The organism is Micromonospora sp. NPDC007230 (genome assembly GCF_042869115.1).
In the GTDB taxonomy this organism is placed as follows: domain Bacteria; phylum Actinomycetota; class Actinomycetes; order Mycobacteriales; family Micromonosporaceae; genus Micromonospora.
Window position 1 is genome coordinate 135,620 of the sequence record NZ_JBIAFE010000010.1, and the last position, 14,292, is coordinate 149,911.

Annotated in this window: 13 protein-coding genes and 1 pseudogene; 2 read left to right on the top strand and 12 right to left on the bottom strand. The window is 73.3% G+C overall.

All coding sequences use genetic code 11. The annotated features are described in order from the left end of the window. Nucleotides 1-17: 17 nt before the first annotated feature. Complete coding sequence (locus tag ACFYML_RS16550) at nucleotides 18-815, bottom strand: SGNH/GDSL hydrolase family protein (RefSeq protein WP_387421420.1); 798 nt, start codon at nucleotides 813-815, stop codon at nucleotides 18-20. A gap of 102 nt (nucleotides 816-917) precedes the next feature. Beyond that, a pseudogene (locus tag ACFYML_RS16555) lies at nucleotides 918-2,044 on the bottom strand (SGNH/GDSL hydrolase family protein). A 149-nt stretch (nucleotides 2,045-2,193) separates the two neighbouring features. On the opposite strand from ACFYML_RS16555, the gene ACFYML_RS16560 reads away from it, so the two are divergent. Both ACFYML_RS16560 and ACFYML_RS16565 read left to right on the top strand, forming a co-directional pair. Continuing rightward, nucleotides 2,194-2,550 carry a YkvA family protein gene (locus ACFYML_RS16560; RefSeq protein ID WP_387421421.1) on the top strand — a complete coding sequence of 119 codons (357 nt, stop codon included), beginning with the start codon at nucleotides 2,194-2,196 and terminating at the stop codon, nucleotides 2,548-2,550. Nucleotides 2,551-2,625: 75 nt separating this feature from the next. Beyond that, nucleotides 2,626-3,996, top strand: coding sequence for a cystathionine beta-synthase (locus ACFYML_RS16565; protein ID WP_387421422.1), 1,371 nt, complete (start codon nucleotides 2,626-2,628; stop codon nucleotides 3,994-3,996). A gap of 46 nt (nucleotides 3,997-4,042) precedes the next feature. Here ACFYML_RS16565 and ACFYML_RS16570 read toward each other — a convergent pair whose 3' ends face one another. From ACFYML_RS16570 to ACFYML_RS16615, 10 genes are all read right to left on the bottom strand, one after another. After that, nucleotides 4,043-4,993 carry a S1C family serine protease gene (locus tag ACFYML_RS16570; protein WP_387421423.1) on the bottom strand — a complete coding sequence of 317 codons (951 nt, stop codon included), beginning with the start codon at nucleotides 4,991-4,993 and terminating at the stop codon, nucleotides 4,043-4,045. 111 nt (nucleotides 4,994-5,104) lie between these two features. Then, the gene (locus tag ACFYML_RS16575; protein WP_387421424.1) at nucleotides 5,105-5,614 is read right to left on the bottom strand and encodes a GNAT family N-acetyltransferase; all 510 of its coding nucleotides are present in this window, start codon (nucleotides 5,612-5,614) and stop codon (nucleotides 5,105-5,107) included. Next, the gene (locus ACFYML_RS16580) at nucleotides 5,611-6,540 is read right to left on the bottom strand and encodes a ribonuclease Z (RefSeq protein WP_387421526.1); all 930 of its coding nucleotides are present in this window, start codon (nucleotides 6,538-6,540) and stop codon (nucleotides 5,611-5,613) included. The genes ACFYML_RS16575 and ACFYML_RS16580 overlap by 4 nt, the downstream gene beginning before the upstream one ends. 336 nt (nucleotides 6,541-6,876) lie before the next feature. Then, the gene (locus tag ACFYML_RS16585) at nucleotides 6,877-8,052 is read right to left on the bottom strand and encodes an osmoprotectant NAGGN system M42 family peptidase (RefSeq protein ID WP_387421425.1); all 1,176 of its coding nucleotides are present in this window, start codon (nucleotides 8,050-8,052) and stop codon (nucleotides 6,877-6,879) included. After that, nucleotides 8,049-9,872, bottom strand: a complete 1,824-nt coding sequence (gene ngg / locus ACFYML_RS16590) for an N-acetylglutaminylglutamine synthetase (RefSeq protein WP_387421426.1) — start codon at nucleotides 9,870-9,872, stop codon at nucleotides 8,049-8,051. The genes ACFYML_RS16585 and ngg overlap by 4 nt, the downstream gene beginning before the upstream one ends. Before the next feature lie 2 nt (nucleotides 9,873-9,874). Then, on the bottom strand, nucleotides 9,875-11,659 hold the full coding sequence (locus tag ACFYML_RS16595; protein WP_387421427.1) for an N-acetylglutaminylglutamine amidotransferase: 1,785 nt from the start codon (nucleotides 11,657-11,659) through the stop codon (nucleotides 9,875-9,877). A gap of 293 nt (nucleotides 11,660-11,952) precedes the next feature. Next, the gene (msrA, locus tag ACFYML_RS16600) at nucleotides 11,953-12,615 is read right to left on the bottom strand and encodes a peptide-methionine (S)-S-oxide reductase MsrA (RefSeq protein WP_387421428.1); all 663 of its coding nucleotides are present in this window, start codon (nucleotides 12,613-12,615) and stop codon (nucleotides 11,953-11,955) included. Between the two features lie 76 nt (nucleotides 12,616-12,691). Next, nucleotides 12,692-13,105 (bottom strand): HIT family protein, encoded by a 414-nt coding sequence (locus ACFYML_RS16605; protein ID WP_387421429.1) that lies wholly within the window; start codon nucleotides 13,103-13,105, stop codon nucleotides 12,692-12,694. Between the two features lie 115 nt (nucleotides 13,106-13,220). Further along, on the bottom strand, nucleotides 13,221-13,913 hold the full coding sequence (locus tag ACFYML_RS16610) for a nucleotidyl transferase AbiEii/AbiGii toxin family protein (protein WP_387421430.1): 693 nt from the start codon (nucleotides 13,911-13,913) through the stop codon (nucleotides 13,221-13,223). Then, nucleotides 13,914-14,147, bottom strand: coding sequence for a hypothetical protein (locus tag ACFYML_RS16615; RefSeq protein ID WP_387421431.1), 234 nt, complete (start codon nucleotides 14,145-14,147; stop codon nucleotides 13,914-13,916). Nucleotides 14,148-14,292 lie beyond the last annotated feature (145 nt).

A 14,292-nucleotide genomic window follows, 5' to 3' on the forward strand; every position in this document is an offset into this window, starting at 1 on the left:
ACCCCCGGCGGGCTCGGTCAGTGGTGCCGGGAGGCGACCGCTGCGGCCGCCTCGACCGTGGGGAGCAGGGCGTGCGCCCAGACCCGGTAGCCGTCGGCGGAGGGGTGGAAGCCGTCGTGGCAGAGCGTCCCCGCGTCCGCCCGGAACACCGGGCCGGTCTCGGTGCCGAGGTCGACGACGCTGCCCCCGGCGTCCAGCACGGCCGACAGTTGGGCGCGGGCGAGCCGCCGCCCGGACCAGGCGAGCACGTGCCGGAGCGGGGACGCGACCGCGCGGACCGCGCCGAGGTCGGGGCAGGTGCCCACCACCACCTCGACGTGCGCCTCGCGCAGCCGGCGCACCGCCGAGCTCAGGTACGCGGCCGCGTCCGCCGGGCGGACCATCGCGGTCGCGTCGTTGGCCCCGATCAGGATCACCGCCACGTCGGGGCGTTCTCCGAGCAGCGCCCGGGCCACCTGCGTGGCCAGGTCGGTGGAGCGGGACCCGGAGACGCCCACGCTGGACAGGTGCACCCGCCGGCCGGTCGGCCCCTCGGCCAGCAGGCGGGCGAGCTGGCCGCCGATGGTCTCCTCGAAGCGGTCCACCCCGACGCCGAGCGCCGACGAGTCGCCGAGCAGCACCAGCCGCAGCGGCGGCGCGTCCGCCCGGCCGACCGTGGCGCGCAGCGCGAGGCTCAGCTCGGGCTGCGCGTACTGGCGGCTGCGGGCGGCGATGGCCTGGCCGGCGAGGACCGCCGCCCCACCCACCGTGCCGGCGACCAGGGAGAGGGCCGCGGCCCGACCCAGCCGGACCACGAACTCGTTACGCCCCGTCATGACGACACCTCCCCAGGGCCGACGGCGCACAGGCCGGTCGGCTCGCGAGCCGTGCTCATGCCACGCTCGCGTTGTGCCTGATGATGCCCCCACTGGGCCCGCTCACGCCAGCCCTCCACTTCGCTTCGGGCTGCCATGAGGCACCAGCGCACTACAGTGATGATTCGCTCGCTGACGCTCGCTCATGCCAGTCCCTCCAGGGTCGGTGACTCGGCGTGGTCACCGGAGTGCGGCACCGCGCCGACGCCGAAGAAGGCACGCCGCCGAAGCTGCGCCCAGCGCCCGCCGGGCCCGTGGTCGCGGCCCCGGACCTGGGTGCCGCTGACCTCGGTGCCCGCGTGCCGGGCCGCCTCGTGGGCCGCCTCCGGGAGCGACCGTACGCCTTCCCGGCCGGGCAGCGGAGGCCGGCGTTCCTGACCGGCGCCGAGCGAGGAGAGCAGGGTGGGCAGCATCGCCGCCGCGGCGACCGCGTACCCCTCGGCGGACGGATGGAACCGGTCCCAGGCGAACATCCGGGCCGGCTCGGCGGCGAACCGGGGACCGAGCAGGTCGCCGAGGGAGACCGTTCGGCCGCCGGCCTCGACCACCGCCACCGTCTGCGCGGCGGCGAGCTGGCGGCTCCAGCGGCGGGCCAGCCAGCGCAGCGGCGGCTGGATCGGCTGGATCGCCCCCAGGTCGGGGCAGGTGCCGACGACCACCTCGCAGCCGGCCGCGCGCAGCGTGCGGACCGCGTCGACCAGGTAGCGCACCGCCACCGACGGTGGAGTGCGGTTGGTGACGTCGTTGCCGCCGATCAGGATGACCGCAATGTCCGGCTCGACCTCCAGGGCCGACTCGACCTGCGGCTTCAGCCCGGCCGACAGGGCGCCCACCACGGCGAACCGGTGCAGTCGGACCGGCCGGTGCAGCCGGCGGGACAGCCCGGTGGCCAGCAGCGCACCCGGGGTCTCCCGGCGGCGGTGCACGCCGTAGCCGGCGGCCGAGGAGTCGCCCAGGATCACCATGGTGACGGGCGGGCCGGGAAGCTTCGCGCCGTAGACCCCGTCGCAGCGGGGCGGGGGTGCCTCGGCCATCGGGATGGTGCGCCGGGCCTGCCGGGCCTGGCCGAGCAGCAACCCGCCCGTCGCGACGGTGGCCGCCACGGTGGCGCCCGTGCCGATCGCCGCCAGGCGGGCGATCTGCCGGGCTCGCCGCCAGCCGGCTGGTACGGCGGAACCAGCTTCCCCCATGAAACGACACTATCGCGCCGTTTCGACACCCGCTCTCCGCGATCGTGCGGCTGACCGAGCACGGTTCCGGGTACCTGTTTCCGGGAGAGTGGCGGCGCTCTTGCGCCGGGGCCGCACTCTGGTCGGGCGAGCGGAAAGGGGCGACAAACATGGGCAGGACGTTGAAGCGGAGCGCGGCCTTCGCCGCGCTGGCCCGGGCGCTGGCGAGCGGGGCGCGGGGCGGCCCCTCGCTCGGTGCCCGGCTGGCGGCGCTGCCTCGGATGATCCGGGCCACCGCCAAGGGGGAGTACGACGGCGGCCTGCGGCTGGCCCTGATGGCCGCGGCCACGGCCTACGTGGTCTCGCCGATCGACCTGCTGCCGGAGATCCCGCTGGCGGTCCTCGGCCTGGCCGACGACGCGGTGATGGTCACCTGGCTGGCCGGCAGCGTGCTCGCCGAGACCGAGCGGTTCCTGGAGTGGGAGGCGCGGCAGAGCTCCGTCATCCCGGGACGTGTGGTGCCCTGACGGCACGTACCCTGGGCGACGAATGAACGTCTGCTCGGCCGCCGACGCCGGCGCCGCAACGAAGGGCACAACGAGGTGCAGTACTACGACAACGTCGTCGACCTGATCGGCAACACCCCGCTGGTCCGCCTGCGCAACGTCACCGAGGGCATCCAGGCCACCGTGCTCGCGAAGGTGGAGTACGTCAACCCGGGCGGCTCGGTCAAGGACCGGATCGCGCTGCGGATGGTGGAGGATGCCGAGAAGGCGGGGCTGCTCAAGCCCGGGGGCACCATCGTCGAGCCGACCAGCGGCAACACCGGCGTCGGGCTGGCCCTGGTGGCCCAGCTCAAGGGTTACAAGTGCGTGTTCGTCTGCCCGGACAAGGTCAGCCAGGACAAGCAGGACGTGCTGCGCGCGTACGGTGCCGAGGTGGTGGTCTGCCCGACGGCGGTGGCGCCGGAGGACCCGCGCTCCTACTACAACGTCTCCGACCGGCTGGCCCGGGAGATCCCCGGCGCGTGGAAGCCCAACCAGTACAGCAACCCGGCCAACCCCCGCTCGCACTACGAGACCACCGGCCCGGAGATCTGGCAGCAGACCGAGGGGCGGGTCACCCACTTCGTCGCGGGCGTCGGCACCGGCGGCACCATCTCCGGCATCGGCCGCTACCTCAAGGAGGCCTCCGAGGGGCGGGTCAAGGTCGTCGGCGCGGACCCGGAGGGTTCGGTCTACTCCGGCGGCACCGGCCGGCCGTACCTGGTCGAGGGCGTCGGTGAGGACTTCTGGCCGGAGACGTACGACCGGACCGTCGCCGACGAGATCGTCGAGGTCTCCGACAAGGAATCCTTCGAGATGACCCGGCGGCTGGCCCGCGAGGAGGGCCTGCTGGTCGGCGGCTCCTGCGGCATGGCCGTGGTGGGCGCCCTGGAGGTCGCCCGCAAGGCTGGCCCGGACGACGTGGTCGTGGTGCTGCTGCCGGACGGCGGCCGGGGCTACCTGTCGAAGATCTTCAACGACAACTGGATGGCCCGGTACGGGTTCCTGGACAACTCCGGCACCGAGCCGACGGTCGCCGACGCGCTCGCCAGCAAGCCGGGCGGGCTGCCCGAACTGGTGCACGTCCACCCGACCGAGACGGTCCGCGACGCCATCGACTACATGCGCGAGTACGGGGTCTCCCAGCTCCCGGTGCTCAAGGCCGAGCCGCCGGTGGTCACCGGCGAGGTGGCCGGCTCGATCGCCGAGAAGGACCTGCTCGACGCGCTCTTCACCGGCCAGGCCCACCTGCACGACACGATCGAGCGGCACATGGCCGCGCCGCTGCCGATGATCGGCGGCGGGCAGCCGGTGAGCGAGGCGGTCGGGCTGCTGGAGAAGGCCGACGCCGCCCTGGTGCTGGTCGACGGCAAGCCCAAGGGCGTGCTGACCCGGCAGGACCTGCTCGCCCACCTCGGCGCGCGCTGAGTCCACCGCCGAGGGCCGTTCCCGCCGGGGAGCGGCCCTCGTCGCGTCAGCGGCTCAGCTCGGTCGGCACGGCCACCACGTCGACGAGGGCGCCCCGGCGCAGCACGGTGACCGGCAGTCGGGTGCCGATGGCCGGGCCGAGCATCAGCCGCTGCAGGCCCTGTCCGTCCTGCACGGGCCGGCCGCCGGCGGCGAGGATCACGTCGCCCAGGTAGATCCCGGCCACCCCGGCCGGGCTGCCCGGCACCACCTCCACCACGCGCAGCCCGCGGCGCTGCCCGGTCCGGGCGACAACCTCCGGCGGCAGCGGCACCGGCACGCCGGCGACCCCCAGCCAGGCCCGGCGTACCCGGCCGTCGGCGGTCAGGTCGGCGATGATCTGCCGGGTGGTGGCGTTGATCGGCACGGCGAGGCCGAGGCCGTACCCGGCGACTGCCGTGTTCACCCCGACCACCCGGCCGGTGGAGTCGGCCAGCGCCCCGCCGGAGTTTCCCGGGTTCAGCGCCGCGTCGGTCTGGATGACGTCCTCGATCAGCCGGGTGACCCGCCCGTCCCGGGCCGGCAGCGACCGGCCCAGCCCGGAGACCACCCCGGCGGTGACCGAGCCGGCCAGCCCCAGCGGGTTGCCGACCGCGACCACGAGCTGGCCGATCCGCAGGCGGTCCGCGTCGCCCAGCTCCACCGGCGGCACGGTCGTCTCCTCCGCCCGCAGCACGGCCAGGTCGGACAGCGGGTCGGCGCCGACCACCCGGAACCCGGTTTCGACGCCGTCGCCGAAGGCGGCCGAGCCGTTCCGGGCGCCCTGCACCACGTGCGCACTGGTGAGCAGCAGTCCGTCGGGGCCGATCACCACGGCGGAGCCGGCGCCCGCGCCGCGCGCGGTCCGCACCGACAGGGCGGCCACGCTGGGCAGCACCCGCGCGGCCACGCCGGTCACCACCCGGGAGTACGCGTCGAGCGCGGCGTCCTCCGCCCGCTCGGTGTGCTCGGTGTCCATGCCGGTGCCAACGCGCTCGCGCCGGCGCCCATGCCCCGATCCGCTCAGAGCGAACGGCGGTGCCGCTGGTCGGGTAGCGGTCTTCCTAGGCCGTTTGCGGTGACGGGATCCTCAGACTTCGCGTGCGTAGCGGAGCTGGGAAACGATGGCGGGGCCGATCCGGTCGTCGCGGCGGGCACCGGTGGCGGTCCAGCCGCCGCGCTCGTAGAACCGACGGGCGGCCGCGTTCCGCTCCAGCACCCAGAGCACGGCCCGGGCCCAGCCGCGCGCCCGCATCGCGCCGAGGGCGTCGCCCATCAGCGCCCGCCCGGTGCCGCGGCCCCGCTCGTCGGGCTCGAGGTGGATCGCGTTGAGCAGTCCGGTGGCGGGATCGCCCTCGTCGTCCGGGCCCAGGTAGCTGAAGCCGACGCGCCGGCCGTCGCGCTCGGCGACCGTCATCCGGTGGTCGTCCCGCTCCCACTGCCAGCGCTCGACCCAGTACCGGCCCATCGCCTCCGGCGTCGGCTCGGCCAGCGCCGCCGCCGGCAGGAACGACCCGTATGCCGCCACCCGGGAGCGCTGGTGCAGGGCGCCGACCGCCATCAGGTCGGCCTCGGTGGCGGGGCGCAGGGCGACAGTCACCCGGCCGAGGCTACCCGCCGGGGCGGCACCGGCACGGTCATCAGGTCCTCGGCGATCACCAGCTCCCCGGTGAAGTGCGCGCGGGCCTCGTCGGCGAACCGGCGGGGATCGGCGTACCGCTGGGAGAAGTGGGTGAGCACGAGGGTGCGTACCCCGGACTCGGCTGCCACGCGTGCGGCCTGCGCCGCGGTCAGGTGGCCGACCTCGGCGGCGAGGGCGGCCTCCGATTCCAGGAACGTCGCCTCGATGACCAGCAGGTCGGCGTGCTCGGCCAGGGCCCACACCGCGTCGCAGAGCCCGGTGTCCATCACGAAGGCGAACCGCTGGCCGGGGCGGGTCACGCTCACCTCGTCCCGGGTGACGCGGCGTCCGGCCAGGTCCAGGTGGCCGACGCGGAGCAGCTCGCCGACCGCCGGGCCGGCGACGCCGTACGCGGCCAGCTTCTCCGGCAGCATCCGGCAGCCGTCCGGCTCGATGAGCCGGTAGCCGTACGTCTCGATCGGGTGCTGCAGCCGGCGGGCCTCCAGCGTGCCGATACCCAGGCTGATCCGCTGCCCGTCGGCCTCGATCGGCTCCACGGTCAGCTCGGCCGCCTCGTAGAAGCTCGACGCGTGGTGCAGCCGGTGGAAGTACTCGATGCCACCGGCCGGGAAGGTCACGGCCACCGGGTGCGGCACCCGGTCGAGGGAGAGCCGCTGGATCACGCCGGGCAGGCCCAGGCAGTGGTCGCCGTGGAAGTGGGTGACGCAGATCCGGGTGAGGTCGGTGGCCGAGATCCCGGTGTGCAGCATCTGCCGCTGGCTGCCCTCGCCCGGGTCGAAGAGGAGCACCTCGTCGTCCCAGCGCAGCAGGTAGCCGTTGTGGTTGCGCTGTCGGGTGGGGGCCTGGCTGGCCGTACCGAGCACCACCAGCTCGCGCATGGACACCGGAACCCCCTGGAGCATGAAGCGACCCCCGGGGCTTCCGCGCTCGCGCGCGGGCCGGCTGGACTGGGCCGGCACCCCGGGGGTCGGGTGGCTGTCGTGGATTCGCCGCACCGCTGCCACACGGTCTCGACGATGGTGCCTGTGCCCGCCTCGCGGCGGACGGGATTACTGTCGAGGACAGCGGCTAGCGGACAGCCACCTCACGAGTCCGATTGCTATACAAAGCTGGACCACCTCCTTTCCCGTGTACCGCCACGCTATCCACTTCCCGGCGACCCCGGCAACGGATTTCGATCACAGGCCCGACATCGCGCGCGGCCCGGGGCCGGAGTGCGGTCAGTCCAGGCCGATCGGGCCCTCGCGGGGGCCTTCCTCGGAGGCCGGCTGGACAGCCAGCGACGGGAAGTCGGCCAGGTCGCCCTCCGGCTCGGCGTCCCACTCGGGGAAGACCAGTGGGCTCTGCAGGTAGAGGCAGATCAGCTGGGCCAGGTGGCGCAGCCCGTCGAGGTGGGTGCGTTCGTGCCCGTGGGTGGCGTCCACGCCGAAGCCGAGCAGCGCCACGCGGGCGTGCGCGCCGGCCTCGACCGCGGCCGCCACGTCCGACCGGTAGTAGTCGAAGACGTCCCGGACCAGGTCGACGCCGTGCTCCCGGGCGATCGACGCCAGGTTGCGGGTGAGGTGGTAGTCGAACGGACCCACCCCGTCGCCCATGGCCAGGGTGGCCGCGTTCTCCCGGGACTGCTGCCCCGGGGCGACCACCGCCGCGTCCACCGAGACGATCTCCGCCACGTCCGGGTCGAGGCCGTGGCTGGCCCCGTGCCCGATCTCCTCGGTGACCGTGACCAGCAGGTGCGCGGTCACCCCCGGGGTGACGCCCGCGTCGACCATCGCCTTGAATGCGGTCAGCACCGCGGCCACGCCGGCCTTGTCGTCCAGGTGCCGGGACTTTACGTACCCGCTCGGGGTGATCGTCGGGTGGGCCAGCAGCGCGACGAAGTCGCCCGCGTCGACGCCGAGGGCCCGCAGGCCGGCGGCGTCGGCGACCGGCTCGTCGACCCGCACCTCGACCAGTTCCCAGCCGACGCCCTGCAGGTCGACCGCCTCGTTGTAGCGGTGCCCGCTGGCCTTCAGCGGCAGCACCTGGCCGGTGATCATCCGGTCCAGGTCGTCGGTGAAGATCCGGACCTGGGCGCCCTCGGCGAACCGGGCACTGTGCGTGCCGATCGGCTTCAGCTCCAGCCGGCCGTTCTCCTTGAGCCCCTTCACCATGCCACCGATGGTGTCGGTGTGCACCACGATCGCCCGGTCGGCGCCGGTGGCCCGGGGGCCGGGGAGGCTGGCGCTGAGCGCCCCGCGCCGGGTCAGCGTGGAGCTGATGCCGAGCGCGGACAGCCGTTCCCCGACGTACTGCTGGATGTGGTCGGTACGCCCCGACGGGCTGGGGATCTCCAGCAGCTCGACCAGCACCTGGCGCAGGTAGTCGAGGTCCAGCTCCAGGGGCTTCGGGCTCACGCGGCGCCTCCGGTCCCGGCCGGGGACCAGAGCCGCTGCGGCGCCCGGGTGCCGGGGAAGAGCAGGTCGACGAAGCGCTCGGCGGTCGGCTGCGGCTCGTGGTTGGCCAGGCCGGGCCGCTCGTTCGCCTCGATGAACACGTGCTCCGGCCGGTCCGGGGCGGGCACCAGCAGGTCCAGCCCGGTCACCGGGATGTCCAGCGCCCGGCTGGCCGCCACGCACGCCTCGGCGATCTCCGGGTGCAGCTCGGCGGTGACGTCGTGGATGGTGCCGCCGGTGTGCAGGTTGGCGGTCCGGCGTACGGCGAGCACCTGGCCCTCGGGGAGCACGTCGTGCATCCGGTGGCCCGCCTCGGCCACCACCTCGCGGGTCATGTCGTCGATCGGGATCCGCGACTCGCCCCCGGTGGCGGCGGCCCGCCGCCGGCTCTGCCGCTCGATCAGCTCGGTGACGTCGTGCAGCCCGTCGCCGGTGATCTGGGCGGGCCGGCGTACGGCGGCGGCCACCACCTCGTGGTCGATGACGACCACCCGCAGGTCGTCGCCCTCGCGCAGCTCCTCGATCAGCACGTCCGGGCAGAACCGCCGGGCCAGCGTGACCGCCGCGGCCAGCGCCTCGGGCGTACGCACCCCGACGGTGATGCCGTTGCCCTGCTCGCCCCGGGCCGGCTTGACCACCACCGGGCCGACGTCCGCCAGGAAGGCCAGGTCGTCGGCGTCGCCGGTGGCGGTCCGGCCCCGTGGCACGGAGAGCCCCGCCTGGGTGAGGATCCGCCGGGTCACCCGCTTGTCGTCGCAGCGGCTCATCGCCACCGCCGAGGTCAGCTCGGACAGCGACTCCCGGGTGTGTACGGTCCGGCCGCCGCTGGTCAGCCTCAGCTCACCCCAGTGCGGGTCGGTGACCTCCACCCGGATGCCGCGCCGCATCGCCTCGTCGGCGACGATCTTCGCGTACGGGTTGAGCCCGTCGTACCCCTCGGGGGTGGCGGGCAGGAAGAGCCGCTCGTTGATCGGGTTCTTCCGCTTCACGCAGAGCGTCCCGGTGCGGTGGAAGCCCAGCCGCTCGTAGAGCCGGATCGCCCCGGAGTTCTCGGCCAGCACCGAGAGGTCCACGAACGCCCGGCCCCGCTCGTCGAGTCGGTCGGCCAGCGCGGTGAGCAGGGCCTGCCCGGTGCCGGGCGGCGCGGTGTTGAAGTCCACGGTCAGGCACCAGAGGCTGGCACCCCGCGCCGGGTCGGCGAAGACCGCGACGTGGTCCACACCGGTGATGGTGCCGACCACCTCGCCGGTGGCCGCCTCGGCGACGAGGTGCAGGAACCGGTCGCTGGCGGCGTTGTCGACCAGCACCTCGACCGGGGCGGTGACCATGCCGTTGCGGGCGTAGATGCGGTTCACCGCGTCGGCGTCGTCGGCGTCGCGCAGCGGCCGGATGGTCAGGCCGGAGACCTCGCCGGCCGCGGTGGCGGCCGGCCGGCGCTCGCCCAGCGGCAGGCGGTAGGTCAGCGACGGGTCGATGAACAGCTCGTCCGGCAGCCGGGAGACCAGCACGTGCGGATCCCGCAGATAGATGCAGATGTCCCGGGCGCCGACGGCCTCGGAGCGCAGCACGTCGGCAACGGCAACCTGCTCGCCGAACGTCTGCCCGAAGACCAGCCGGCCCCAGCCGCAGTCCAGCACCACCCCGTCCGAGTTGGCGTCGCGACGTGGCTCGGGTGCGCCGGGGGCGACCGGGTCGCCGCCCGGGCCGACGCGTTCCCGGCGGCGACCCAGCATCCGTTCCCGGTCGGTACGGGCCGTGCCGGTGGCGAGGGTGTCGGTCACGGTCAGTCGATTCCGTGGCTCTGGAGCCACATTTCCAGGAGTCCGAGTTGCCACAGCTTGTTTCCGTTCAACGGGGTCAGTTCGGCGTTCGGGTCGGCGAGCAGTGCGTCGACGTACTCCGCGCGGAACAGGTCGCGGCGGCGGGCCTCGGGGGCGGTGAGGGCGTCGCGTACCCGGTCGAGGAGCTTGCCCTCGAGATGGGTGAGGCCCGGCACCGGGAAGTAGCCCTTCGGCCGGTCGATGACCGCGTGGGGGAGGAGCCGCCGGCCGATCTCCTTGAGTACGCCCTTGCCGCCCTGGGCCAGCTTGAGCTCCGGTGGGCAGCTCGCGGCGAGTGCCACGAACTCGTGGTCGAGGAACGGCACCCGGGCCTCCAGCCCGTGCGCCATGGTCATGTTGTCCACCCGCTTCACCGGGTCGTCGGTCAGCATGACCTGGGTGTCGATCCGCAGGCCGGCGTCGACCGCGGTCTGCGCGCCGGGCCGGGTCAGGTGCGTGGCGACGAACTCGCGCGCCGGGTCGCCGCCGAGCAGCCACGCCGGGTTGAGCACCCGGGCCAGGCCGGCCGCGTCGCGGTCGAAGAACGCCTTCGCGTACATCTCGAGTGCCCGCTCGCGGTCGACCCCGGCGAGCGGCGGGTACCAGTGGTAGCCACCCAGGATCTCGTCCGCGCCCTGGCCGGACTGGACCACCTTGACGTGCCGGGCCACCTCCTGGCTGAGCAGCCAGAACGCCACGCAGTCGTGGCTGACCATGGGTTCGCTCATCGCCGCGACGGCGGCCTCCAGCGGCGGCAGCAGGTCGCCGGTGGGCACCCGGATCTGGTGGTGGTCGGTGGCGAAGGTCTTGGCGACCAGGTCGGAGTAGACGAACTCGTCGCCCTCCCGGCCGCCGACCGCGTCGAAGCCGATCGAGAAGGTGGCCAGGCCGGACTGCCCCTCCCCGGCCAGGAGCGCGACGACCAGGCTGGAGTCCAGGCCGCCGGAGAGCAGCACGCCCACCGGCACGTCGGCCACCATCCGCCGGCGGACGGCGGTGGTCAGCGACTCCAGCAGCGCGTCCTGCCAGTCCCGTGCGGACCACCCGGCCCGCTCGGCGGCCCGGGTGAAGGACGGATCCCAGTAGACCCGGTCGTGGCGGGAGCCGTCCGGCTCGTACACCCGGACGGTGGCCGGGGGAAGCTTGGCGACGCCGCGCAGGATGGTCCGCGGCGGCGGCACGATGCTGTGGAAGCTCAGGTAGTGGGCCAGCGCCACCGGGTCGATCGAGGTGTCGACGCCGCCGCCGGCCAGCAACGCCGGCAGGGTGCTGGCGAACCGGACCAGGCCCGGGGCCTCGGTCAGGTAGAGCGGCTTGATGCCGAGGCGGTCGCGGGCCAGGATCAGCCGCCCGGTGTCCCGCTCGCTGATCGCCACCGCGAACATGCCGATCAGGTGGTCGACGAAGTCGAGCCCCCACTCGGCGTACGCCTTGACCACGACCTCGCTGTCGCCGGAGGAGAAGAAGCGGTGCCCCTTGGCCTGCAGCTCCGCGCGCAGCTCGCGGTAGTTGTAGATGCAGCCGTTGAAGACGCCGGTGAGACCGGCGGCGGAGTCGACCAGGGGCTGGCCGCTCGCGGCGGAGAGGTCGATGATCTTCAGGCGCCGGTGTCCCAGGGCGATGGGGCCCTGTGACCACACCCCGCTGTCGTCCGGTCCTCGGTCACTCATGGTGGCCGCCATCCGCTCCACCGCCGTCACATCGGCGCGTGAACCGTCATGGCGGAACTCCCCAGCCAGTCCGCACATGCCGGCCCATGCTGCCAGAGGACGTTACGATCCGCCGGTTGAGCTGATGACGACCGGGCGGCGTCTTGCTATCATCCGCTCCCGCGCCTTCTGCTCCCGATGGCGGTTGCTGAACGTGACGCGGGCAGTTGGCTTCTGCGTCGGTGCTGCCGGTATGGCGGGATTCGTCGGGCTGGCTTCTGTGACGAATGTCCCAGTAGTGGAAACGGTCGGCGGCGTGGACGGCGATCGATGCCACCCTGGCCCGCCGACCGGCCGCCACGCGCGTGACGGCCGGTGGCACGCGGAACGGGTCAGCCGGCCGTGCGGGCCACGCCCACCGGGCAGCTCAGCCCGTTCGGGCCGTGGTTGCAGTACCCGTTCGGGTTCTTGGTCGGCGCCAGATACTGCTGGTGGTAGTCCTCAGCGAAGTAGTAGTCGCCGAGCCGGGCGATCTCCGTGGTGATCTCGCCCTTGCCGGCCCGCGCCACGATCGGCGCGAACGCGTCCCGGGACGCCTGCGCGGTGGCGAGCTGGTCATCGGTGGTGGCGTAGATCGCCGAGCGGTACTGCGTACCGACATCGTTGCCCTGGCGCATGCCCTGGGTCGGGTCGTGGTTCTCCCAGAAGACCTTGAGCAGGTCCTCGTAGCTGATCCGGCTGGGGTCGTAGACCACCTGGACCACCTCCGCGTGCCCGGTCATCCCCGAGCAGACCTCGTCGTACGTCGGGTTCGGCGTGTAGCCGCCCGCGTAACCGGCCGACGTGGTGATCACGCCCGGCAGGGTCCAGAACAGCCGCTCGGCACCCCAGAAACAACCCATCCCGAACACGGCGACCTGCGCGCCCTCAGGGAAGGGCCCCTTCAGCGAGGACGGCAGCACCTCGTGCCGGTCGGCGATCGGCATCGCGATCGCGCGGCCCGGCAGGGCCTGGTCGGGAGAGATCATCTCGGCCTTCATGCGGCGAAGGAACACGGTGGGACTCCTCTCTTGGCTTTCCCAGCCTGTGCAACACCGCCGGTCCCCGCTTCCTTACCCGCCCGGGGCGAGGTCAGGCCAGCGCGGCGGCGATCCGATCGGCGTACCCCCGGGCCTCCGCGTCGTCGGTGTAGCGGGTCCGCGGCCAGAAGAAGCCGCGCAGCCCGTCGCCCTTCGTTCGGGGCACCACATGGGTGTGCAGGTGCGGGACGGACTGGGACACCTTGTTGTTGACCGCCACGAACGTCCCACCGGAGGCCAGACCGGTCTCCACCGCCACGATGAGCCGCTGCACCAGCCGGAAGTAGCCCGGGATCGCCTCGGCCGGCAACGTGTCGAGGGTGACCAGGTGGGTGCGCGGCACCACCAGCACGTGGCCCTTGAAGACGGGCCGGGTGTCCAGGAAGGCCACCCCATCCGGCTCGTCGGCCACGGTGAACGCCGGCACCTCGCCCGCCACGATCCCGCAGAACACGCACCCGCTCACCGGGCCAGGCTATGTGCTCGACAGCGCCGCCGCCCACCGGGACGCCGCGTCAGTCCCAGCTCTCCCCGTCGTGCGCGGGCCGGCAAAGCCGGCGGGCGGCAACGGTGGTCAGGCGCTACAGGCGATCCAGATAGGCCTCCCACTCGCTGTCCCGAATGCCGGTGGGGCCGGTCTCGCCGCTGGCCAGCCGCGTCCTGATGTCGGATTCCCACCGCAGCGCCCAATTGCGCAGCTCGTCGACTTGTTCGGCCTCAAGGCCGTACGAGCGGAAGGTGCGGGTGTCCCGTTCCTCGATGCCGCCCAACCGATCGGCCAGCTCTTCAAGGGAGAAACCCGCCGTGTGGCGGGCACCGAGGTTTTCCAACTCGCTCCAGCTCAGTTGCCCGTTCGCGGCGTGCACATCGATGAAGTCTCGGTGCGCGGCCCGATCGTGCAGGGCCCGCACCTTGAGCCCGACCGCGTCCTCGAAGGCGAGGACGGGCCCGATCTTCAGCCGGGCGGGCGGCATCAGGGCCTCCTTGAGGAGATCGACCTCGCAGGACACCGTGCCGTCCGTGACGAGCATGCGGCCCATTCGTGGCGTGGTTTCGATGATCTGTACGGCGAATCGGGCGGCGACGTACGCGTCGGCGAGTCGATCGACCACAGCCGGGAGTGGCAAGGCTGTGGCCGTCGCGAAGTCGATGTCCTGGGAGGGGCGGTTCACCAGCTCGTGAGCGCACATGGCGTAGCCACCCGCGAGCACCAGACCCAGGTCGTCGCCGGCCGCGAAGCCGACCTCGAGGAGCCGGCGGTGCAGCGCGTCCATTCAGCCCGCGCAGAGCTCGGGGAGCCTGCGTTCCCACAGCGTCGTCAGGCGACGCGCCGTCAGGCGCTTGATCCGCGGCCAGTCGCGGCGGAGCAGGGTGGGGTTGACGTACCGGACGATGTCGTCCCGCTGACCGCAGTCGAGCAGGAGGCAGTAGAGCGTCAGCCGTTCGTGCGGGTCGCTGACGTCATAGTCGGCCGGCCCGGACCAGGCGAGCTGCACCGGGAGACGCACGGTCCCCTGGTCAGGGCCTGCCAGGAGTCGGAGTGAGGACGGGATCCGGTCGGCTGCCCCGGTCAGCCGGGACGGCAGCGGTGCATTCGACGTCACCGAGCCAGTATGGCCTGTTGCACCGACACCACGACCGGTGCGACCCGCG